Genomic DNA, 20,001 nt, shown 5'->3' with positions numbered 1-20,001 from the left:
GGGGGCGGTAAGGGTGGTCAGGGCAGGTCGGCGAGACGGGCGCGCAGTGGATCCAGTCCCATGGGTCCGAGCGCCAGCGCGGTGTGGTGGAACCGTTTGCGGTCGAACGCGGCGCCCGCACGCCGTTCGGCGTCCCGGCGGGCCTGCTGCCACAGCCGCGCCCCGACCTTGAACGCCAGGGCCTGCGCCGGCCAGCCGAGGTACCGGTCGACCTCGAAACGCGCTGTCTCGGCGTCCAGCCCGGCGACGCGGGTGAGGATGTCCACCCCGAGCGCACGGGTCCACCGCCGCTCCCGGGTGAACCCGTTACCGGCCGGGATCGACAGGCCGAGGTGCAGGCCGAGGTCGATGACGACGCGGGCGGCGCGCCACATCTGGCCGTCGAGCATCCCGAGCCGCTCGGCCGGGGCGGTGTAGAGGCCGATCTCGTCGGCGAGCCGCTCGGCGTAGTGCGCCCAGCCTTCGGCGTACCCGTGGACCTGACAGAGGTTGCGCTGCCAGGGGTGCAGATCGGCGGTGGTGAGGGTGATGGCGTGCTGGAGATGGTGACCGGGAAGCCCTTCGTGGCAGAGCGTCCCGACGTGCCGCCACACCGGCACTGTCGACTGGCCCGTGGGCACCGACCACCAGATCGCGCCGGGACGGGTCAGCGCCGGGTCCGGAGGCGTGTAGTACATGACGCCGGACGCGGCGGGGCTGATCCGGCACACCACCCGTCGGGTGGCCGGCGGTATGTCGAAGTGCGTGCCGTCGAGCGCGTCGGTCAGCTGCGCGGTCCGCTGTCGCAACCACTGCTCGAGGGCGGGACCAGCCGGGACGCGACCGTCCGGGTCGGCGTCCAGCGCCGCCCGGGCCGCCGCCACGTCGGCGTGGCCCAGCTCGTTCGCGACCGCGCGTAGCTCGGCGGCGGTGCGGTCCAGCTCCTCCCAGCCGTAGGCGTACAGGTCGTCGAGGTCGACGGCAGCGCCGAGGAAACTGCGGGCGGTGACCCTGTAGAGATCGCTGCCGACGCCGTCGACCTCGGACGCGGCGGGAGCCAGCTCGGCTCGGAGGAAGGCGGCGAAGTCCGCGGTGGCGGTGGTGGCCAGCCGCGCGCCGAGGTGCAGCTGCCCGGCGAGCAGCCCACCGGGGTAGCCGGCCACCAACCGGCCGTAGAAGTCGGCGGTGGTCCAGGCGGTGCACTGCTCGGCGACCACCAGCACCTGACGGCGGGCGACCAGGTGTCCGCGCTGCGCTGAGCGGCGCAGCGTCGCGGCGTACCTGTCGAGCGCCGCGGGCACCTGACGCAGGTGGGCGGCGACGACGGCCCAGTCGTCCTCGGTGTTCCGAGGGAGGTTGTCGAAGATCTGCCGGACCAGGTGCACCGGGGTGGCGAGGGGTGCGAGCAGCCGGGTGGTGAAGCCCGCGTCGTACAGGTCGACCTCGCTGGCCAGCCGGTCGAGCAGGGCGCCGGCCAGCGCGCGCTCGGCCGGGCCGTGCGCGGTCGCGGCGGCGGCGGCCGTCGCGGCGCGTCGGGCCAGCTCGGCCCGGGCGTCGAACCCGTCCGGCGACAGGTCCGGGACCTGCGAGTCGGCGGTACGCCCGGCGGCCTCGGCGGCCTGCGGGTCCAGGTCGGCGAGCGCGTCGAGGTAGCCGTCGGCAACGGCGGTGATGCTGGTCATCGCGGCGCCCGGGTACGTCCGTGGTCGTCGCGGTACACGACGCCGCCCTTCATCACCACGTGCAGGGTGCGCAGCGCGGAGACGGAGCGGGTCGGGTCGTCGCGCAGCACCAGCAGGTCGGCGTGCTTGCCGACCTCGACGCTGCCGAGCGTGTCGGCCCGACCCAGCCACTGTGCGGGGCGGGTGGTGGCGGCCTTGAGCGCGTCCGGGACCGGCATCCCGGCGTCCACCATGAACTCCAGTTCGCGGACGGTCGCGGTGGTCTCGTCGTAGCCGGCGTGCGGGGGCATGTCGCTGCCCAGGGCGATCGGCACGCCGTTGCCGATGGCGTGCTGGAGGCTTTCCCAGTGCCGTGGGCCGGCGGCCAGGGCGCGGTCCATCAGCCAGCCCGGCACCCCGGAGTCGCGGAAGAACTGCTCGCACCGGCTCACCACGATGGTCGGCACGTACCAGACATTCCGCTCAGCCATCAGTCGGGTGACCTCGTCGGTCAGCTCGTAGCCGTGCTCGACGCAGTCGAGGCCGAGCTCCACCGCGCGGCGGACCGAGTCGGCTGGGCCGGCGTGCGCGGTGACCTTGCGCCCCCAGTCGTGCGCGACGCGGATGACCGCCGCCATCTCGTCGTCGAGCAGCTGTGGCGTGTCGATCGCCTCGAACTGGCCGGCGATACCGCCGGAGATGCAGACCTTGATCAGGTCAGCTCCGGCGCGGATCTGTTCCCGGGTGGCCCGGCGGAAACCGTCCGCGCCGTCGGCTTCGAGGGCGTCCGCTTCCCAGCCGTGCCCACCGGTGCAGCAGAGCGCGTGCCCGGCGGTGAAGATGCGGGGTCCGTCGACGGCGCCGGCCTCGATCCCCTTGCGCAGGGCGAAGTCGGCGTACCGGCTCTCCCCGACCAGCCGAGCGGTGGTGACGCCGGCGTGCAGGGTGCGCCGGGCCGAGTCGGCCATCAGCAGCACCAACTCGGCCAGGTTGGAGCCGTGCACCGTTTCCGCGAGGTGGCCGGGCAGCCCGAGCGAGAGATGCACGTGCATGTTGGTCAGACCGGGCATGACGTGGTCGCCGCCGAGGTCGACCACGCGGGCGTCACCGGCTTCGGCGAGTACGTCGTCGACCTGGCCGACGGCACGGATCATCCCGTCGGCGTCGATCCAGATACCCCGGTCCCGCTGGACGGCGTCCTCGACGCCGTCATAGAGGGCGAGGTTGACCAGGACCTGCTCGGTGGGTATGCGCATGGGGTGTCCTCAGAGTGAGCGCGCGACGTCGGGCGCCGCCGCGGTGTCGGTGAGCCAGCAGGCGACGCTGCGGCCGCCCAGGTCGACGGTGGGCGGCTGGTCGCCGCACGGGTCGAACGCGTGCGGGCAGCGCGGCCGGAACCGGCATCCGGCCGGCGCGTTGGCCGGATCGGGCACCTCCCCGGGGAGGATGGCGGGCAGGCGCGGGGTGGGCCCGATCTGCGGCACCGCGTCGATCAACGCCCGGGTGTACGGGTGCCGGGGCTCGCGCCACAGCTCGCCGGTGGGCGCGGCCTCGACGATCCGGCCCAGGTACATCACCGCTGTCACGTCGGCGATCTCGTGCACCAGCGCGAGATCGTGGGAGATGAACAGCATGCCCATGTCCAGGTCGCGGACCAGCCCGACGAGCAGGTTCACCACCTGGGCCTGGGACGAGGCGTCCAGCGCCGTGACCGGCTCGTCGGCGATGATCATCCGAGGTTCCGGGGCGAGTGCGCGGGCGATCGCCAGGCGCTGCCGTTGGCCTCCGGAGAACTGGTGCGGGTACCGCTCCGCCGCGGTGGCCGGCATGCCCACCCGGTCGAGCAGGTCACGCACCCGGGCCCGGCGGTTCGCCCCGGTGATCGTCGCCGGCACGCCGTCGAGGAGCTGGGAGCCGATGGTGCGCCGGGGGTTCAGCGAGGCGTACGGATTCTGGAAGACCATCTGCAGGCCGACCTCGGCGCCCGGGCGGGGCCGCCAGCCCAGCGGGGTGACCGGTCGGTCGGCGTACCGGACGCTGCCGGCGCTCGGCGCGGTCAACCCAACCGCCACACGGGCCAGCGAGGACTTGCCGCAGCCGGACTCGCCGACCAGTCCGACGATCTGGCCGGGCAACACCTCCAGGCTGACCCCGGCTACGGCACGCACCCGCCCGCGTCCCCGGGACCGGTACTCGACCTCCACGTCGCTGAAGCACAGCCGGCTCGTTGGCGCGGGGACGTTCATGCGGCCACCTCCAGCTGCGGACGGACTACGCAGGCCACCGACCGGTCGACACCGGCGGGGATGAGCGGGGGCGGGGCGGTGCCGCAGGACGGTTCGGCGTACCCGCACCGGGGTTCGAACGGGCATCCCGGCGGCGCCTCGCCCGGTGCCGGCGGGGCACCCGGGATGGGCCGCAGCGTCCCGCCGGTCTGGGTGCCGTGCGGGCGGGCCCCGAGCAGCGCGGCGGTGTACGGGTGGGTGGGTGCGGTCAGCAGTGCGCCCGTCGAACCGGTCTCCACGACCCGCCCGGCGTAGAAGATGTACGCGCGGGTGGTGAGGGCGCTGAGCACCCCGAGGTCGTGGGTGATGAACGCGACCGCCAGCCCGGTCTCGGCGCGCAGCCGGTCCAGCAGGGCGAGGATGCCGGCCTGCACTGTGACGTCGAGGGCGGTCGTCGGTTCGTCGGCGATCAGCAGCCGGGGGCGGGCGGCCAGGGCGATGGCGATGGCCACCCGCTGGCGCATCCCCCCGGAGAACTGGTGCGGGTACGCGCGCAGGGCCCGCTCCGGATCCGGAATGCGGACCTGGTCGAGCAGTTCGACAGCTCGCCGGGTCGCGGCCCGGCGGTCCAACCGCAGGTGCACCCGCATGTGTTCGGTGAGCTGCCGGCCGACGGTGAGCATCGGGTGCAGGGCGGCGGTCGGATCCTGGAACACCATGGCGATGCCGGCCCCGCGGACCCGCTGCCAGCCCCGAGCATCCAGGCCCAGCAGTTCGGTGCCGGCGAACCGGGCCGAGCCGCTGACGGCCGCACCCGGTGGCAGCAACCCGAGCAGGGCCTGCGCGGTGAGGCTCTTGCCGCAGCCGCTCTCCCCCGCGATGCCGACCAACTCCCCTTCGCCGACGGTCAGCGACACGTCGTGCAGGATCGGCAGCGGGCCACGCGGCGAGGGCAGGGTGACGGCCAGGGAATCGACGTCGAGCAGCGGTGCCACCTCAGCGTCCCTTCGCGTAGCGGGGGTCGAGCCGGTCACGCAGCGCGTCGCCGAGCACGTTGAAGGCCATCACGACGGTGAGGATCGCCAGACCGGGAAACACGCTGACCCACCACATGGACAGGTCCTGCGCGCCGAGGGCCACCATCGAGCCCCATTCGGCGGCCGGTGGGCGGGGGCCCAGGCCGAGGAAGGACAGCGCGGCGAGCAGCAGCACCGCGTTGCCGAGCTCCAGGGTCGCCAGCACGATCGCCGGGCCGATGCTGTTGGGCAGCACGTCGCGGCGCAACGCGCGGATCGGCCCGACGCCGAGCAGCCGGGCGGCGTTGAGGTAGTCGTCGCCGCGCATGCTCAACACGGCGCTGCGGATGACCCGGGCGTACACCGGCCAGGAGACGATGACCAGAGCCAGCACGGCGTTGCGGGTGTTCGGGCCGAACGCGGCGGTCACCGCCATGGCCAGGATGATCTGCGGGAAGGCGAACACCAGGTCGGTGAGGCGCATCAACGCCTCGTCGACGAACCGGCCGACGTATCCGGCGACGAGCCCGAGCAGGCCGCCGACCAGCAGGGCCAACGAGACGATGGCCAACGCGAGGGGGATGGACAGGCGGGCACCGTGGACGACCCGGCTGAGGATGTCCCGGCCGAGCGAGTCGGTGCCGAACCAGTGCGCCCCGGACGGCGGCGCGTAGGCGTCGGGGCTCTGCGCCAGCGGATCGTACGGGGCGAGAACGCCGGCGAGAAGCGCCACCAGCAACCATCCGCCGAGGATGGCCAGGGCCACCACGGCGATCGGCTGGCGCCAGACCGGCCGGCTCGTCGGTGCGCCGCGCAGGCGGCCGAGCCAACGGCGCCGGGTCAGGGCGCGCTCCGCCTTCGGGTCCGGGGTCACCGGACCGGGCGCGAGTGTGGTCATGACAGGCGGATCCTCGGGTCGATGAGCCCGTACAGCAGGTCGACGGTCAGGTTGACCAGCGTGTAGACCATTGCCACGAACAGGCTGACGCCGAGGATCGCGGGCAGGTCCAGCGCCGTGGCGCTGCGGTAGGCGTACTGGCCCACGCCGGGCCAGCCGAAGATGCTCTCGACCAGCACCGTTCCGGACAGCAGCGAGGCGAAGGCCAGCCCGGAGACGGTGACCACCGGGACCAGGCCGGCGCGCAGCAGGTGCCGGCGCAGCACCACCCGGGTCGGCAGGCCCTTGGCGTACGCGGCGCGGATGTAGTCCTGCTGGAGCACTTCGAGCATCGCCGAGCGGACGAACCGGACCAGCATCGCCACGGTCAGCGAGGTCAGCACGAGCACCGGCAGGGACAGGTGCTGGGCGGCGTCCCAGGCGACGTCCCACTGCCCGGCGAGCGCCGCGTCGACGGTGTACATGCCGGTGACGGTGGGCGGCGGGCTGAAGTCCGGGGACAGCCGTCCGCCGCTGGGTGCCAGGCCGAGCTGGTAGAAGAAGACGTAGAGCACGACGAGGGACAGCCAGAACGGCGGGGTGGAGAGCCCGAGCAGAGCGCCGACCCGGACGAGCTGGTCGGTGAGCCGGCCGTTTCGGATCGCCGCGAGCATGCCGATCCCGGTGCCGATCAGCAGTGCCAGCACCATGCTCGGGATGGCCAGCTCGAGGGTAGCCGGCACGTAGTGGAGCAGATCGTCCAGGACGGCTCGGCCGGTCTGCTGGGACTGGCCCAGGTCGCCGTGCAGCAGGTTGCCCAGGTAGTGCAGGTACTGCGCCCAGAGTGGCTGGTCCAGACCCCACTTCTGCCGGAAGGCGGCCACCGCGGCCGGGTCGTTGAGAGCCTGGTCGGAGAGGTTGGCGGTGACCGGGTCACCGGGGACCACGTTGACCAGCCCGAACGTCACCACCGTGACGCCCAGCAGCAATCCGGCGGTGATCGCCACCCGCTTGGCCAGGAAGGTCAGCAGCGGGTGGGCACCCCGGGCCCGGGGCGCGGTCGTGGAGACCGCGTCCGGGGCGCCGTTGTGGACTGTCGTCATGTCGTCGTGACTACTTGCGGCCGACCGCGGCGAGGTCCACCTGCCAGCCGGCGGCGGTGTAGTCCGCCCCGGTCAGGTCGGTGGTCGCCACGACCATGGAGGAGTTGCTGGCCAGCACGAGGTACGGCGAGGACGCGTTCATCAGCCGCTGCCACTCCTGCATGGCGGCGGCCCGACCGGCCAGGTCGAGGGTCGCGGTGACCTTCTTGCCGGCGGCCACGATCGCCGGGTCGGCCCGCTCGACGGTCCAGCCCGAGCGCAGCGCTGTGGCCTGCCCGGGTGCCATGTTGTTGATCAGCGAGTCGGCGACCGGGTAGTTCAGGCTCTGCGGGGTGAACCCGAGGGGAGATTTCCCGCCGCGCATCTCGTCGAGGAACGTGGTGAGCGGCTGCGGGTTCAGCTCCAGCTTGATGCCGGCCTCGGCGGCGTCTCCCTGCACCTTGGTGGCCACCGTGCCGAGGTCGACCCCCTTGTACGTGATGGCCGGGTAGTTGAACTTCACAGCGGGGTTGGTCAGGCCGGCCTCGGCGAGCAGCGCCCTGGCCTTGGCCACGTCCCGCTTGGACTCCTCGCCGGCCGGCAGCGCGCCCGGGAAGGCGGGCGCGACCAGCCCGGCTCCGGGGGCGGCGCCCTTGCCGTACAGGGCGGCGATCCCCTGGTAGTCGATGGCGGCGCGCAGTGCCTGGTTGAACTTCGGGTTGGAGGTCACCTTCGACACGGCCGGGTCGGCGTTGAGGAAGAGGAAGTAGACAGTGTCCTGCACCCCGGAGGTCTGCAGACCACCTGGCAGTCCGTCGAGGAGTTTGCCGGAGATGTCCAGGGAGATCTCGGCGGCCTCGGCGCGCTGCATGGTCAGCTTCTGGGTCTGCGCGTCCATGTTGCGCAGCACCACCCGGGCGAACTGGGGCTTGGCTCCCCAGTACTTCGGGTTGGCCTCCAGCACCACCTGCGCTGACGGGTCGTACGACTTCAGCACGTACGGGCCGCTGCCGAGGGAGTTGGTGTCCAGGTACTGCTGCGCGGTGTCGCTCTGCGCGGCGTCGGCGGCGTCCCGGGCGCCGTGCTCCCTCGCGGCCTTCGAGTTGAGCACCGCGGTCGACGGCATCGACAGCACCACCGGGATGTTCGGGTCGGGGGTGGCCGAGGCGACCACGACTGTACTGTCGTCGGTCTTCGTCACGGTCAGGCCACTGACGGTGACCGCCGGGCTGGCCTTGATGTTCTTCAGGCGGTTGAGTGAGAAGACGACGTCGTCGGCGGTGAGCGGGCTGCCGTCGGCGAACGTCACGCCCTGCCGGAGCTTGAAGGTGAAGGTCTTGGCGTCCGGCGACGCCTCGTACGACTCGGCCAGCGCGGGCGTCGGCTTGCTCACGTCCGAGCCCTTGAAGGTGAGCAGCGTGTCGTAGAGGGCGTGCACGGCGGTCAGGCCGGTCGCCTCGTAGACCCGGCCGGGGTCGAGGGTCTTGAGCACGAACGACGTGTTCACGGTGAGGGTCTTGGCCGCACCGTTCGCGTTTCCACCACTGCCGCCGGCGCTGCAGGCGCTGACGGAGAGGACGGCCAGCGTCGCCAGAGCGGACGCTCCGGCGAGGAGCCGGCGGGGGGACACCGACATGCTGTTCCTACCTTCGTATCGCGCGGCCCGCCGTGCGGGATCCGCATGTAGGCCGGACTGTCAGTCGTCCGGTTCGCGCCTCAACGCGGCTTGTCCAGTACGATCGAACATCACCGGCTGATGTTCAGTGATCCTAAACAGAGCCGTATAGTGCGGTCAATCAAGATTCAGCCACACTGTTTTTTGGGAACGAGGACAGATGCTCGGTGACCGACTCCGCGACCTGCGTCAGCAGCACTCCCTCACGCTGCGTCAGCTCGCCACAGCCGCCGACGTGTCCCCCGCGCTGCTGAGCCAGATCGAGAACGGCGCGACCGACCCCAGCCTGTCCACCCTGCGCAAACTCGCCCAGGTCTTCGACACCTCGATCGCGGAGCTGTTCTCCGAGCCCGAGGCGCCGCCGGTGCACGTCAGCCGGGTCGGCGCCCGCACCCGACTGGCGGCTCCCCCCGGCCAGATCACCTACGAGCGGCTCACCCCCGGCCGCGGTGACCTCGAGGTGCTTCAGGCACACCTCGCCCCCGGTGACGCCAGCTCGGCCGAACCGTGGGCCCACCCGTCGACCGAGTGCGCGATCGTCGTCACCGGCGAGGTCGTCGCCGAGATCGGCGGCGAGTCCTACACCCTCACCGCCGGCGAGTCGGTCACCTTCGACTCACGTCTGGCGCACCTCTACCGCAACGCCAGCAAGCAACGCGCTCACCTGATCATCGCGGTGACGCCACCCACCCCCTGACCGCACTTTGTGGACGAAGGGCGCATCCCGGTCCGAAGGGATCGACGGGACAGCGGCCCGGTCCTAGCATGGCGGCGAATGGATCTTCGAGATTGGCCACTGCCCACCCCGGCAACCAGCCCAACCGAAGGGAGACGCGCATGCGTCGACCCCGCCATCTGGCACTGCTCAGCGTCGGTGTGTCCGGCGCACTGGTCCTCAGCGCAGCACCGGCGGCGACGGCTGCCCCACCCACGGCGGCCACACCCACCGGCATCGTGGTCAGCGACGGCATGACGCAGCCGGTGTTCTCGCTCGCCGACGCGATCGAGGAGCGGGTGTTCGTCCAGACCCCTGTCGACACCGACCACGACGGCCGCCTCGATCGGGTGGCGATCGACATCTCCCGGCCCCGGGAGACCGCCACCCAGGGCTTCAAGGTGCCGGTCATCTTCGAGCACAGCCCGTACCGCAAGGGCACCTGGGGCGACGTGCCCTACCCGAGCGTGCTGGTCGACGACCTGCCGCAGAACGGCCTGACCGACCGTTCCGGGCGCCGGGCGCTCGACGCGGGAGCCCAGCGGGCGCAGGCGAAGGCCAACCTGCCCGGCTCGCTCGACGACTACTACGTGCCGCGGGGGTACGCGGTGGTGCTCGGCCAGAGCGTCGGCACCGGCGACTCCGACGGCTGCCCGACCAGCGGCGACCAGGCCGAGACGCTCGGCACCAAGGCGGTCATCGACTGGCTGAACGGCCGGGCCAAGGGGTACGACGCGAACGGCGCAGCGATCACCGCCGGCTGGACCACCGGCGCGGTCGGCATGACCGGCGTCTCCTACAACGGGACGCTGCCCAACCAGGTGGCCACCACCGGCGTCCGGGGCCTCAAGACCATCGTGCCGGTCTCCGCGATCAGCAGCTGGTACGACTACTACCGCGCCAACGGTCTGGTCGTCGCCCCCGGAACGTTCCAGGGCGAGGACACCGACATCCTGGCCCAGTACACCGCCGGGCAGGCACGAGCCGAGGGGCCCTGCGCCGACGAGATCGCGAAGATCACCGAGGAGCAGGACCGGGTCACCGGCGACTACTCGAAGTTCTGGCAGGACCGTGACTACCTCGACGCCCGGGACGTGGAGGCGAGCGTCTTCGTGGTGCACGGCCTCAACGACTGGAACGTGAAGACCGAGCACTTCGCCGGCTGGTGGGACGAGCTCGCCAAGCGCCACGTACCGCGCAAGATCTGGCTGCACCAGGGCGGGCACGGCGGCCCGGGCAGCAACGCGTCGGTGACCCTGCCGGACGGGCGGACGTGGACGTACAAGCAGACCGAGAACCGCTGGTTCGACTTCTGGCTGTGGAACGTGCGCAACGGAATCATGGACGAGCCGACCGCGGTGCTGCAGCGGGAGGACCGGGCCTACACCACGTACGCCAACTGGCCCGACCCGGCCGCCCGTACGGTCGCACTGCGGTTCGCCGCCACCGACGTGACCTCCCCGGGGGCACTCACCTCGGGCAAGTCGCCGAAGGCGCGGGTCGAGCAGGGCTTCGTCGACGAGGGCCGGACCATCCACCCGGACACGCTGGTGGCCAATCCGGACACCGCCAGCCCGAACCGGCTCGCCTACCGCTCCCCCGCGCTGACCCAGAACGTCCGCATCTCCGGACGCCCGGAGATGCGGCTGCGGATGGCGATCGACAACAAGCCGGACGCGAACCTCACCGCGTACCTGGTCGACTATGGCCCGGTCGGCTCAACCGCCGCGCCGACCGTGGTGACCCGGGGCTGGATGGACCCGCAGAACCGCAAGGGCCCGGCCCGCACCGAGCCGGTGAAGCAGGGCAAGCTGTACGACTACCGGTGGACCCTGGAGCCGAAGGACTACATCTTCCCGGCGGGCCACCGGATCGGCGTGGTCGTCTTCTCCAGTGACCAGGAGTACACCCTGCTGCCGGCCGGTGGCACCGAGCTGCGGGTCGCGCCGAACGACAGCGAGCTGCGGCTGCCGGTGGTCGGGGGGCGCGGCGTACTCGGGTTCTGAGTCAGTCTTTCCGAACAGGTGGGGCAGTCCGACGCGTCGGGCTGCCCCACCTGCGTTTGGGGGGCTGGGGCGCGGGAAGACCTCGCCGATCGGGCCGGGCGGCCCGCCGACACCTGTCGCCCGGCAGTGCTGGCGACGCCGGCGTTACCCGAGGAGGAGTGACGATGACCCGCAGGACGTTCACCCCAGCGCGCAGGTCGCCCGGGCCGGCCAAGGCCACCGAGGCGAAGAAGATGCCGCCGAGCCGGAAGGTCGCGGCGAAGAAGGTCGCCGCTGCCACGAAGCGGGCCACCGGCGCGAGCGCGGCCAAGACGCCCGGCGAGAAGCCCACGCCGACCACGCCCCGCGTCGCCCGCAAGAAGGACACCTCCGCCACCACAGCCACTCCCACGCGCAGGCCGACGGCGAAGGCGGCCGCGGCCAAGAACGCTCCGCCGAAGAAGGCTCCCGCGACGAGAGCCGCCGCCAAGAAGGCCCCCGCGAAGAAGGCCGCGCCGGCCCGGGCCCGCACCACATCCGCCACCAGGGCGCCGGCCAAGAAGGCGACCACGATGGAGTCGTTCGGCAACCGGCGTACGGCCCGCAAGGCCTGACCGTTCCCTGGCGACGCCGCGAAGCCCACCGCCCGGCCCGGCACCCGCTACCCTGCGGGTGACTTCGGGCGGGCGGCGCGCGCGGACGTCACGGGCCGCATCCGCACCAGAGAGCGTGATACCTCAGAGTCATATTGATACCTCACAGGTATACGGCTTCGCGCCCACTGTCCCGCCCGCTCGGAAAGGGTCCTGCCCCTCCCTCGGCGCCTGACCCGCCTGACCACGTCGGATCGCGTGCCCCTTGCGCCCTTCCTGTGCCTGCGCGGGGTGGGTCGAGCTGCGCGACTTTTCCGGCCTCGGCGCGTCGACTGACAGCACTGTCCCCCGAGGTGCGCCCCCGTGGAGCCCGCCGGGTTGAAGCCTTGGCGACCTGACTGTCCGGTTCGCGGTGGGCACGGCTGGGTGCCGGTGTCCGGTTTCGGGGTGGGCGTCCCGTGGTCGGGGCCACCCGTGGGCTGGAATCGGGGGCCGGGCGGGGTGGTTATACCTGGCAGATCACCGCGCCCCCGTCGGGGCCGGTGCGGCAGCCGCCGGGAACACCCGCCGGCCCGCCGCGGTTACATCCCCCGGACACCCGAGCAGGCCCCCCGGCCGCCGGGCAGATCCCCTTCGAACTTCCCGTGCGACACCCGCCCCCGCTTGGGGTGTCACGCGTATCCCCCATCGCAGAGGAGCACGCCATCATGCGTACCGATCTGATCCGCAAGACCGCCCTGACCGCTGCCGGCCTCGCGTTCACCGGCGGCGCCATCGCCGGCCCCGTCACCGCCGCCTACGCCGCGTCGGACGCCAAGCCGACCACCCAGACCCAGAGCGACCGTAAGCCCGCCGGTGAGCGTCAGCTCGGCGTGCGCTACGAGGCGCAGCCCAACTTCTACTACTGCGGCCCCGCCGCCACGCGTAACGCCCTGTCCGTGCAGGGCAAGGACATCAGCGTGGACGCCATGGCCAAGGAGATGGGCACCACCGAGGCCGGCACCAACTCCATCAACGACATCACCCCGGTGCTGAACAAGGAGACCGGCAAGAACAACGCCTACCACTCGGTCGAGATCAGCAGCCCCAACGCTGACGACAAGCAGACCGACACCCTGCGCGCCGACGTCGTGCGCACCGTCAACGACGGCCGGGCCGTGGTCGCGAACATCGCCGGCACCAGCACCGACACCGACGGCGCGATGCACTCCTTCGAGGGCGGGCACTACATCAGCGTCGTGGGCTACCGCGACGGCGGCAACATCGTCAAGATCGCCGACTCCGCCGATGCCAACACCGCCTCCTACGAGGTCACCATCGAGCACCTCGCCGACTGGATCGCCACCCGCGGCTACGCCACCAGCTGACACCCAACCAATACCGACAAGGGCCGGACCCCCACCAGGGGTCCGGCCCTTCTGCGTCGTCATTGCCACCAACTGCGGCACGTATTGACAACCGTCGACTTCAAGGTGAGGCTGGACGGTGAGAGCGCTCTCTCGTACTCCCGGCTCAACAGACCACCACCAGTCTGGCCAGGGAAAACTCCGATGTCTTCGGCGGCGGCGCCGGAGCTGTCCCTGACCCGTCCCCCCGACAGGAGTCACGAGATGGACAGGGCCGCACCCCTCTCCGGCATCCCCCGCCGGCTGCGCCTCGCCACGGCGATCGGTGCCCTGCTGGCACTACTCGGCACGTACATGGTCTCCACCACGGCCCGGGCCGACGCCGCCCCGGGCGTCAACGTCATCCGGGTCGCGGAGTTCCCCGCCGACTGCACGTACAGCCACCGGCTGCCGGACGACCCGATCATCTTTCCCGGGCTGCCCGGGGCCTCGCACATGCACAGCTTCTTCGGCAGCACGGTGACGAACGCCCACACCACGCTTCCCGACCTGGTCAACTCGCCAACCACCTGCAATCCGCGGACGGATGTGTCGTCGTACTGGGTGCCCACCCTGTACAACAACAACGTTCCGGTCGAGCCGGCCATCTCCACGTTCTACTACCTGGGTGAGGGCGTGCGCGCCGATGTCGTCGCGGCCACCCAGCCCATCCCGCAGGGGCTGCGGATCGTGGCGGGCAACGCCAAGGCGGCCGGGCCGAACGAGAGCATCGCCCGCTGGTCCTGCCTGCACGCGGGCCAGGTGCCGCCGTCGAAGAACTTCGTCACCTGCCCGGCCGGGACGATGCTGGAGTCGTACCTGGACTTCCCGCAGTGCTGGAACGGCCGCGACCTGGACTCGCCCGACCACAAGAGCCACATGGCGTACCCGGTGAATCAGGCCTGCCCGGCGACGCACCCGGTGCACGTGCCGAAGCTGCGGCAGGTGCTGCGGTACCCGGTCAACGGCAACCCCGCGCAGTTCCGGTTGGCCTCCGGGCCGGGCTACACCATGCACGGCGACTTCTTCAACGCCTGGCCGGTGGCGGAGATGGCGCGGCGCGTCCAGGACTGCATCCGTCCGGTGATCAAGTGCGGGCACGACGGTCGACCGATCTGAGTCGAGACGGTCAACCCGAGGGCGGGCCCGGTCGCGCCGGGCCCGCCCACCCGGGCGGAAAGGAGGTCGGATGCGAGCCCTCGTCGCCGCACCACCCACGCTGCTCATCGCCGTCCTGCTCGTCGCCGGGTGCGCTGCCGGGTCATCGGACCCGGCCGGCACCACCGCGCCGACGGCGGTCGCGCCGCCGAGCGTCGCGGCACCCGTGAGTACGGCAGGACCGTTCAGCCCGACCGACACCGCCTGGCTCCAGCTGACGGTGGCGATGGCCGAACGGGTGCTGCCGGTGCTCGACCTGGTGCCCGCCCGGACCACCGACCCGGCCTGGCGGCGCCTGGCCGCCCAGGTCGAGGCGACCCACCGCGCCGACCTGACCGTGTCGCGTCGGCTGCTGGGCAGCTCTGGTGCGCCGGCGACGAACCCGCACGAGGGCCACGACATGCCTGGCATGATCAGCGCCGACGAGTTGGCGGCGCTGCGGTCGGCCACCGGGAAGGCGTTCCAGCGGCTGCTCGCCGGGCACCTGCGTGCGCACCTGACGCAGGCGGTCCGGATCGCCGCCGCGGAGCAGCGGGGCGGCGTACACCCGGAGACCATCGCGTTGGCCGCGGCCGTGGTCCGGGCCGGCACCACCGACCTCGCGCGCCTCGACCGGCTCGACCCCGGGGTGGACGAAATCCGGGGGTCCATGCCGGTGATCTGCCTGACCAGGCCATCGACCGCCACCGGGGAACACACGGCCGGCGACGCTCAGGCGGCGTAGCGGGCGGCCAGGTCCACGGTGCGCCGGGCGGCGGCGACCATCGCCCGGTCGGCGAAACGGCCGTCGGGCAGCACCACGGTTCCCGAATCCCGTCGCAGCGCCTCGGCCACGGCGGCCAGCAGCTCCGCAGCGCGGGCCACCTCCCGGTCGGCGGGCCGGAACGCCTCGACGATCACCGGCAGCTGACGCGGGTGGATCGCCGCGCGGCCGAGGAAGCCGAGCCGCCGCCCGACGGCGCAGGAGGCGGCCAGACCGGCGACGTCGGTGACATCGGCGAACACCGACATCGCCGGCGGGACCAGGCCCGCGGCGCGGGCCGCCACCACCACCCGGCCGCGCGCCCAGAGCAGCCCGTCGTCGTCGTTCACCCCGAGGTCGGAGCGCAGGTCGGCCTCGCCGAGACCGATCGAGGCCACCGCGGGGTGGGCGGAAGCGATCGGGTACGCGGCCTCCAGCCCGAGCGCCGACTCGACCAGTGGGTGCAGCGGCACGTTCACCCGGTCGGCGAGCGCCGCCACCGTCGCGGACGACTCCACCTTCGGCAGCCGCAACCCGGCCAGTCCGGGTCGACCGGACACCGCGGCCAGGTCGGCGTCGACGTCCGGCCCGGTCAGCTCGTTGACCCGAACCTGCACCGGCACCTGGTGCGTCTCGGCGAGGAACTCGGCGACCGCGTCCCGGGCGTACGCCTTGCGCCCGGCGACGACGGCGTCCTCCAGGTCGAGGATGACCGCGTCGGCACCCGAGGCGACCGCCTTGGCGAACCGGTCCGGGCGGTCGCCGGGCACGTAGAGCCAGCTGAGCAGCATCAGAGCACTCCCCGCTCGCGCAGTGCGGCCAGCTCGTCGGCGTTCAGGCCGAGCGCGCCGAAGACCGCGTCGGTGTCCTGGCCGTGTCGCCGGCCGGCGTGCCGGATCTCCCCCGGAGTGTCGGTGAGCCGGAACGGCACGTTCTGCATCCGCACCTCACCCAACTCCTCGTCCGGGACGCTGCGCACGGTGCCCAGCGCCGCGTACTGCGGGTCGGCCAGGATGTCCCGCACGTCGTAGACCGGCGCGACCGCCGCCTGCGCCGCCTCGAACGCGGTCACCACCTCGTCGCGGTCCCGCTTCGCCACCCAGGCGCTCACCGCGGCGTCCAGCTCGTCGGCGTGGGCGGCCCGACCGCTGCCGGTGGCGAACCACGGCTCGTCGATCAGTTCGGGTCGGCCGACCAGCCGCAGCACCCGCTCGGCGATGCTCTGCGCACTTGTGGAGACGGCCACCCAGCGCCCGTCCGCGCACCGGTACGTGTTGCGCGGGGCATTGTTGTTGGACCGGTTGCCCAGCCGGGGCTGGATGTAGCCGAGCTGGTCGTACCAGGTGATCTGCGGGCCGAGCATCGCCATGATCGGCTCGATGATGGCGAGGTCCACCACCTGCCCGGTGCCGGTGGTGTCCCGGGCGCGCAGGGCCAGCATCACCGCGTACGCGGCGGCGAGCGCTGTCACCGAGTCGGCCAGCCCGAACGGGGGCAGGGTCGGTGGACCGTCCGGTTCCCCGGTGGCCGCGGCGAAGCCGCTCATCGCCTCGGCGAGGGTGCCGAAGCCGGGCCGGCGGGCGTACGGGCCGACCTGCCCGAAGCCGCTGATCCGGGTGATGACCAGCCGGGGGTTGACGGCGTGCAGCTCGGCCGGGCCGAGTCCCCACCGCTCCAGCGTGCCGGGGCGGAAGTTCTCCACCAGCACGTCGGCGTCGGCGAGCAGGCGGCGCAGCAGCGCGGCGCCGTCCGGGTCGGACAGGTTGAGGGTGACGGTCCGCTTGTTGCGGCCGAGCACCTTCCACCAGAGGCCGACGCCGTCCCGGGCCGGGCCGTGCCCCCGCGACGGGTCCGGCTTGGTGGGGTGCTCCACCTTGAGCACGTCGGCGCCGAAGTCGCCGAGGAACGCGGCGGCGAGCGGCCCGGCGAAGAGGGTGGCCAGGTCGACGACCTTGATCCCGTCCAGGGGCGCGGTCACCGGGTCACCTCCGTCGCGTCGGGTGCCACACGGGAGTCGGGCACCAGGTCCACGGCGCAGCGGAAGCCCACCTGGTCGGAGCGGGTGAGCCCGGCGCCGGTGAGCAGCAGCTTCACCGAGACGTCCGCCGACTGGGGGCCGCCGTCGAGGTACCAGTCGGAGCCGTCGGCCCGGTGGTCCGCGCCACCCTTGAGGATGGCGAACCGGGTGCGCCCGTCGGAGTGCTCGCTCTCGGTCAGGTTCCACACCAGCGGTTCCCGGCGTACGAGCAGCCCCGCCTCGGCGGCCACCTGCCACTCGTCTTCGGTGGGCAGCCGCAGCCCGGCCCACGTCGCGTACGCCCGGGCGTCGACCAACTCCACCCCGGTGACCGGGGCATGGGCCGGGCCCTGCCCCGCGGTGAACCGCTCGGGGCGCACCGGTCGGTAGCCGGTGGCCCGCAGGAACTCGGCGTACTCGCCGTGGGTGACCTCGTGGGTGGCGATGGCGTACCGGCCGAGCCGGATGCTGCGCCGCAGCGTGCCGGTGTGGTGCAGCCGGGGCGGCAGTGGCTTCCACTCGTCGACGTAGGGCGCCTCGCCGTACAGCCCGGTCTCCCGTACGCGGTGCCGGACGACGATGTCCCGCCGGCCGGCCTCGACGGCTGCCATGCCTCGCGGCAGCTGCTGCCGGGGCGCCCACGGGGTCCGCACGCGCACCGCGGCGCGGGCGGGGAAGGACGGGTCGCCGGTGGGTGGCTCGTGCCGCTGGACGGCGGCGCCGGTCATCGCCACGGCGGCGATGGCGCTGGCCGGCAGCGGACCGCCCACCGCCAGCCGCCCGTCACCGGTCTCGGTGACGTCCAGCTCGGCGCCGGTGACCAGGTCCACGAAGCGCCGGCCGGGCCGGGCCTCGGTGATCAGCCACGGTCCGTCGTGGTCCGCGCCCCGGTTCACCACCGTCCACAGTGGCTTGCCTTGGTGCGTCCAGCGGGACGCGTACACCTGGCCCGTGCCGGGATGGTCGGCGAGCGGGACCCAGTCCTCGGCGCGCAACCACGCGGCGTGGCTGGTCTGCACCCGGCGCATCGCGCGCAGCACCGCCCGGTCCCGGTCGTTCCAGCCGACCCAGACCCCGAAGACGCTCTCCCACACCAGCACCCCGACGCCGTTGAGCCAGGCGGAGTGCAACTCGTCGAGGTGGTCGCGGTGCCAGCGCCGGGTGTGGTGCAGCACGTGCCGCCGTTCGAACCACTTCGCCCGCAGCACTCCGGGGACCTCGGAGTCGGCGAACCACTGCGCCCACGACATCGCGTGGTCGGCGATCCGGGCCAGCGGAACCCGGCTCTCACCTTCGAGGACCATGCCGGGGCGGACGGCGTCCAACGCGGCGCGCAGCTCCCCGGCGCCCTCCTTCAGGGTGTCCAGGAAGACCCCGTCGACACCGAGTTTGCCGGCCAGGGCCGCGACCTCCTCGGCGTCGCTGCCCGGCTCGCGGCGGGTGCCGGTGTCCCACGGGTTGTAGTCGATGAAGACCCGCACCCCCCGCTCCTGGAACGCCCGCACCACCTCGGGCAGCTCCGGCACGTCCCGGTACCAGTCGAACTGGTTGCGGTCGTCCAGGCCGATGACCGGGTACGCGTGCCAGAGCACCACCCCGTCGAAGCCGCCGAAGTCCCGTGCGGCCGCGTCGAGGAACTCGTCGACCGTGAAGACGCCGCGCTCGTGGTCGTAGAGCGCCTCGTCCCAGAGCCACGCCAGGCAGACGCTGAAGCAGTCGCCGGGGATCTCGTCGTAGTGCGCGCCGCTGTAGCCGATGCGCTCGCGGGCGTCGGCCCGCCAGCGGGTGAGCTGCTCCCGCCAGGCCGGCCAGTCGGCCGGGTCGGTCGGCGCGGCGAAGATCTTCGCCTCGTCCAGAGTGGTGAGGTCGGCGTGTCCGCCGAGCGGCACCTCGGTCGGCCGGTCGATCGGGCGCGGGACGTACGGGTTGAAGCTCACGGTGTACCTCGGTAGGTCGCGTCGTAGAGGGCGTCGATGGCGGACCGCTCGGGCAGGGCGGTGGAGGCGCCGTGCCGCTGGGCGCAGGCCGCGCCGGCGGCGCACGCCCAGCGCAGGCTCGCCAGGACGGTGTCGTCGGTGGTGGCGCCGCCACGCTCGGCCCAGCCGACGGCGAGCGCCCCGGTGAAGGCGTCGCCCGCGGCGGTGGTGTCCACCGCGTCGATGCGCGGGGCGGGGACCGCCAGGCGCAGACCACGTCGGTCGGCGTACGCGGCACCGCGCGCGCCGCGGGTCAGCACCACCCGGGGCACCAGCTCCAGCAGTGCGTCGAGCAGCACCGACGGATCTTCGGAGAAGACCCCGGCCACGACCGCCGCCTCGTGTTCGTTGACCACCAGCACGTCGACCAGGTCGAACAGCCCCGTCGGCAGGACGGCGGCCGGTGCGGCGTTCAGCACGACGGTGGTGCCCGCCCCCCGGGCCCAGCCGGCCGCCTGGACCACCGCGGCCAGCGGCACCTCCAGCTGGAGCAGCAGCACGTCGGCCGCGGCGATGGTCGCCCGGTCGTCGGCGTCCAGCTCGGTCAACGTGCCGTTGGCGCCGGGCGCGACGACGATGAAGTTCTCCGCGTCCCGGTCGACGGCGATCAGCGCGATGCCGGAGGCACCGGCGACGGTCCGCAGGCCGCGAACGCCCACCCCGGCGCCGGCCAGGCTGGCCCGCATCTGCGTACCGAACTCGTCGTCACCGACCGCGCCGACGAAGTCGCAGGCCGCGCCGGCCCGCGCGGCGGCCACCGCCTGGTTGGCGCCCTTGCCGCCCGGCACGGTCCGGAAGTTCTCGCCCAGCACCGTCTCGCCGGGGTGGGGCAGCCGGGACGCCGTCACCACCAGATCCAGGTTGCTGCTGCCCACCACGGCCACACGCGCGCTCATGCCGTGCTCCCTTTCGTCC

Annotated in this window: 17 protein-coding genes; 6 read left to right on the top strand and 11 right to left on the bottom strand. The window is 72.7% G+C overall.

Annotation, left to right across the window (positions count from 1 at the left end):
* Positions 1-17: 17 nt before the first annotated feature.
* From GA0070607_RS25710 to GA0070607_RS25680, 7 genes are read right to left on the bottom strand one after another with little or no spacing between them, the layout of a single operon-like run.
* Entirely contained in the window at positions 18-1,661 is a 1,644-nt protein-coding gene (locus GA0070607_RS25710) for a DUF885 domain-containing protein (RefSeq protein WP_089020478.1), read from the bottom strand.
* Entirely contained in the window at positions 1,658-2,896 is a 1,239-nt protein-coding gene (locus GA0070607_RS25705; protein WP_089020477.1) for an amidohydrolase family protein, read from the bottom strand. Before GA0070607_RS25705 ends, GA0070607_RS25710 begins: the two co-directional genes overlap by 4 nt.
* 9 nt (positions 2,897-2,905) lie before the next feature.
* Entirely contained in the window at positions 2,906-3,886 is a 981-nt protein-coding gene (locus tag GA0070607_RS25700) for an ABC transporter ATP-binding protein (protein ID WP_089020476.1), read from the bottom strand.
* Positions 3,883-4,860 carry an ABC transporter ATP-binding protein gene (locus GA0070607_RS25695; protein WP_089020475.1) on the bottom strand — a complete coding sequence of 326 codons (978 nt, stop codon included), beginning with the start codon at positions 4,858-4,860 and terminating at the stop codon, positions 3,883-3,885. Before GA0070607_RS25695 ends, GA0070607_RS25700 begins: the two co-directional genes overlap by 4 nt.
* 1 nt (position 4,861) lies before the next feature.
* Positions 4,862-5,779, bottom strand: a complete 918-nt coding sequence (locus GA0070607_RS25690; protein WP_089020474.1) for an ABC transporter permease — start codon at positions 5,777-5,779, stop codon at positions 4,862-4,864.
* Positions 5,776-6,861 carry an ABC transporter permease gene (locus GA0070607_RS25685; protein ID WP_172899105.1) on the bottom strand — a complete coding sequence of 362 codons (1,086 nt, stop codon included), beginning with the start codon at positions 6,859-6,861 and terminating at the stop codon, positions 5,776-5,778. The genes GA0070607_RS25690 and GA0070607_RS25685 overlap by 4 nt, the downstream gene beginning before the upstream one ends.
* Before the next feature lie 10 nt (positions 6,862-6,871).
* Positions 6,872-8,476 (bottom strand): ABC transporter substrate-binding protein, encoded by a 1,605-nt coding sequence (locus GA0070607_RS25680; RefSeq protein ID WP_089020473.1) that lies wholly within the window; start codon positions 8,474-8,476, stop codon positions 6,872-6,874.
* A 199-nt stretch (positions 8,477-8,675) separates the two neighbouring features.
* Here GA0070607_RS25680 and GA0070607_RS25675 point away from each other — a divergent pair, with 199 nt between their 5' ends.
* From GA0070607_RS25675 to GA0070607_RS25650, 6 genes are all read left to right on the top strand, one after another.
* On the top strand, positions 8,676-9,212 hold the full coding sequence (locus tag GA0070607_RS25675) for a helix-turn-helix domain-containing protein (RefSeq protein ID WP_089020472.1): 537 nt from the start codon (positions 8,676-8,678) through the stop codon (positions 9,210-9,212).
* A gap of 140 nt (positions 9,213-9,352) precedes the next feature.
* Entirely contained in the window at positions 9,353-11,236 is a 1,884-nt protein-coding gene (locus GA0070607_RS25670; RefSeq protein ID WP_089020471.1) for a Xaa-Pro dipeptidyl-peptidase, read from the top strand.
* Positions 11,237-11,400: 164 nt separating this feature from the next.
* Positions 11,401-11,829 carry a hypothetical protein gene (locus GA0070607_RS25665; protein WP_089020470.1) on the top strand — a complete coding sequence of 143 codons (429 nt, stop codon included), beginning with the start codon at positions 11,401-11,403 and terminating at the stop codon, positions 11,827-11,829.
* 686 nt (positions 11,830-12,515) lie between these two features.
* On the top strand, positions 12,516-13,175 hold the full coding sequence (locus tag GA0070607_RS25660; RefSeq protein ID WP_089020469.1) for a C39 family peptidase: 660 nt from the start codon (positions 12,516-12,518) through the stop codon (positions 13,173-13,175).
* Between the two features lie 243 nt (positions 13,176-13,418).
* Entirely contained in the window at positions 13,419-14,312 is an 894-nt protein-coding gene (locus tag GA0070607_RS25655; RefSeq protein ID WP_089020468.1) for a DUF1996 domain-containing protein, read from the top strand.
* 70 nt (positions 14,313-14,382) lie between these two features.
* A complete protein-coding gene (locus GA0070607_RS25650) occupies positions 14,383-15,075 on the top strand; it encodes a DUF305 domain-containing protein (protein ID WP_089020467.1) in 693 nt (230 codons plus the stop codon).
* On the opposite strand, the gene GA0070607_RS25645 is transcribed toward GA0070607_RS25650, so the two are convergent.
* The 4 genes from GA0070607_RS25645 to GA0070607_RS25630 are packed head-to-tail and all read right to left on the bottom strand — an operon-like array spanning position 15,063 to position 19,982.
* On the bottom strand, positions 15,063-15,884 hold the full coding sequence (locus GA0070607_RS25645; RefSeq protein ID WP_089020466.1) for an HpcH/HpaI aldolase/citrate lyase family protein: 822 nt from the start codon (positions 15,882-15,884) through the stop codon (positions 15,063-15,065). The genes GA0070607_RS25650 and GA0070607_RS25645 overlap by 13 nt on opposite strands.
* Entirely contained in the window at positions 15,884-17,071 is a 1,188-nt protein-coding gene (locus GA0070607_RS25640; RefSeq protein WP_089020465.1) for a CaiB/BaiF CoA transferase family protein, read from the bottom strand. Before GA0070607_RS25640 ends, GA0070607_RS25645 begins: the two co-directional genes overlap by 1 nt.
* Positions 17,068-19,047: an SUMF1/EgtB/PvdO family nonheme iron enzyme gene (locus GA0070607_RS25635; RefSeq protein ID WP_172899104.1), complete on the bottom strand. Its 1,980-nt coding sequence runs from the start codon at positions 19,045-19,047 to the stop codon at positions 17,068-17,070. The genes GA0070607_RS25640 and GA0070607_RS25635 overlap by 4 nt, the downstream gene beginning before the upstream one ends.
* A complete protein-coding gene (locus GA0070607_RS25630; RefSeq protein WP_089020464.1) occupies positions 19,044-19,982 on the bottom strand; it encodes a ribokinase in 939 nt (312 codons plus the stop codon). The genes GA0070607_RS25635 and GA0070607_RS25630 overlap by 4 nt, the downstream gene beginning before the upstream one ends.
* Positions 19,983-20,001: the final 19 nt, after the last annotated feature.

It is taken from the genome of Micromonospora coriariae, assembly GCF_900091455.1.
Taxonomy (GTDB): domain Bacteria; phylum Actinomycetota; class Actinomycetes; order Mycobacteriales; family Micromonosporaceae; genus Micromonospora; species Micromonospora coriariae.
Note: the sequence above shows the minus strand (reverse complement) of the source record. Positions and strands in the feature narration are given on the sequence as shown.

Coding starts and splice junctions, on each gene's coding strand:
- GA0070607_RS25710 (WP_089020478.1), bottom strand. CDS start 1,661: ATGACCAGCATCACCGCCGTTGCCGACGGCTACCTCGACGCGCTCGCC.
- GA0070607_RS25705 (WP_089020477.1), bottom strand. CDS start 2,896: ATGCGCATACCCACCGAGCAGGTCCTGGTCAACCTCGCCCTCTATGAC.
- GA0070607_RS25700 (WP_089020476.1), bottom strand. CDS start 3,886: ATGAACGTCCCCGCGCCAACGAGCCGGCTGTGCTTCAGCGACGTGGAG.
- GA0070607_RS25690 (WP_089020474.1), bottom strand. CDS start 5,779: ATGACCACACTCGCGCCCGGTCCGGTGACCCCGGACCCGAAGGCGGAG.
- GA0070607_RS25685 (WP_172899105.1), bottom strand. CDS start 6,861: ATGACGACAGTCCACAACGGCGCCCCGGACGCGGTCTCCACGACCGCG.
- GA0070607_RS25680 (WP_089020473.1), bottom strand. CDS start 8,476: ATGTCGGTGTCCCCCCGCCGGCTCCTCGCCGGAGCGTCCGCTCTGGCG.
- GA0070607_RS25675 (WP_089020472.1), top strand. CDS start 8,676: ATGCTCGGTGACCGACTCCGCGACCTGCGTCAGCAGCACTCCCTCACG.
- GA0070607_RS25670 (WP_089020471.1), top strand. CDS start 9,353: ATGCGTCGACCCCGCCATCTGGCACTGCTCAGCGTCGGTGTGTCCGGC.
- GA0070607_RS25665 (WP_089020470.1), top strand. CDS start 11,401: ATGACCCGCAGGACGTTCACCCCAGCGCGCAGGTCGCCCGGGCCGGCC.
- GA0070607_RS25660 (WP_089020469.1), top strand. CDS start 12,516: ATGCGTACCGATCTGATCCGCAAGACCGCCCTGACCGCTGCCGGCCTC.
- GA0070607_RS25655 (WP_089020468.1), top strand. CDS start 13,419: ATGGACAGGGCCGCACCCCTCTCCGGCATCCCCCGCCGGCTGCGCCTC.
- GA0070607_RS25650 (WP_089020467.1), top strand. CDS start 14,383: ATGCGAGCCCTCGTCGCCGCACCACCCACGCTGCTCATCGCCGTCCTG.
- GA0070607_RS25645 (WP_089020466.1), bottom strand. CDS start 15,884: ATGCTGCTCAGCTGGCTCTACGTGCCCGGCGACCGCCCGGACCGGTTC.
- GA0070607_RS25630 (WP_089020464.1), bottom strand. CDS start 19,982: ATGAGCGCGCGTGTGGCCGTGGTGGGCAGCAGCAACCTGGATCTGGTG.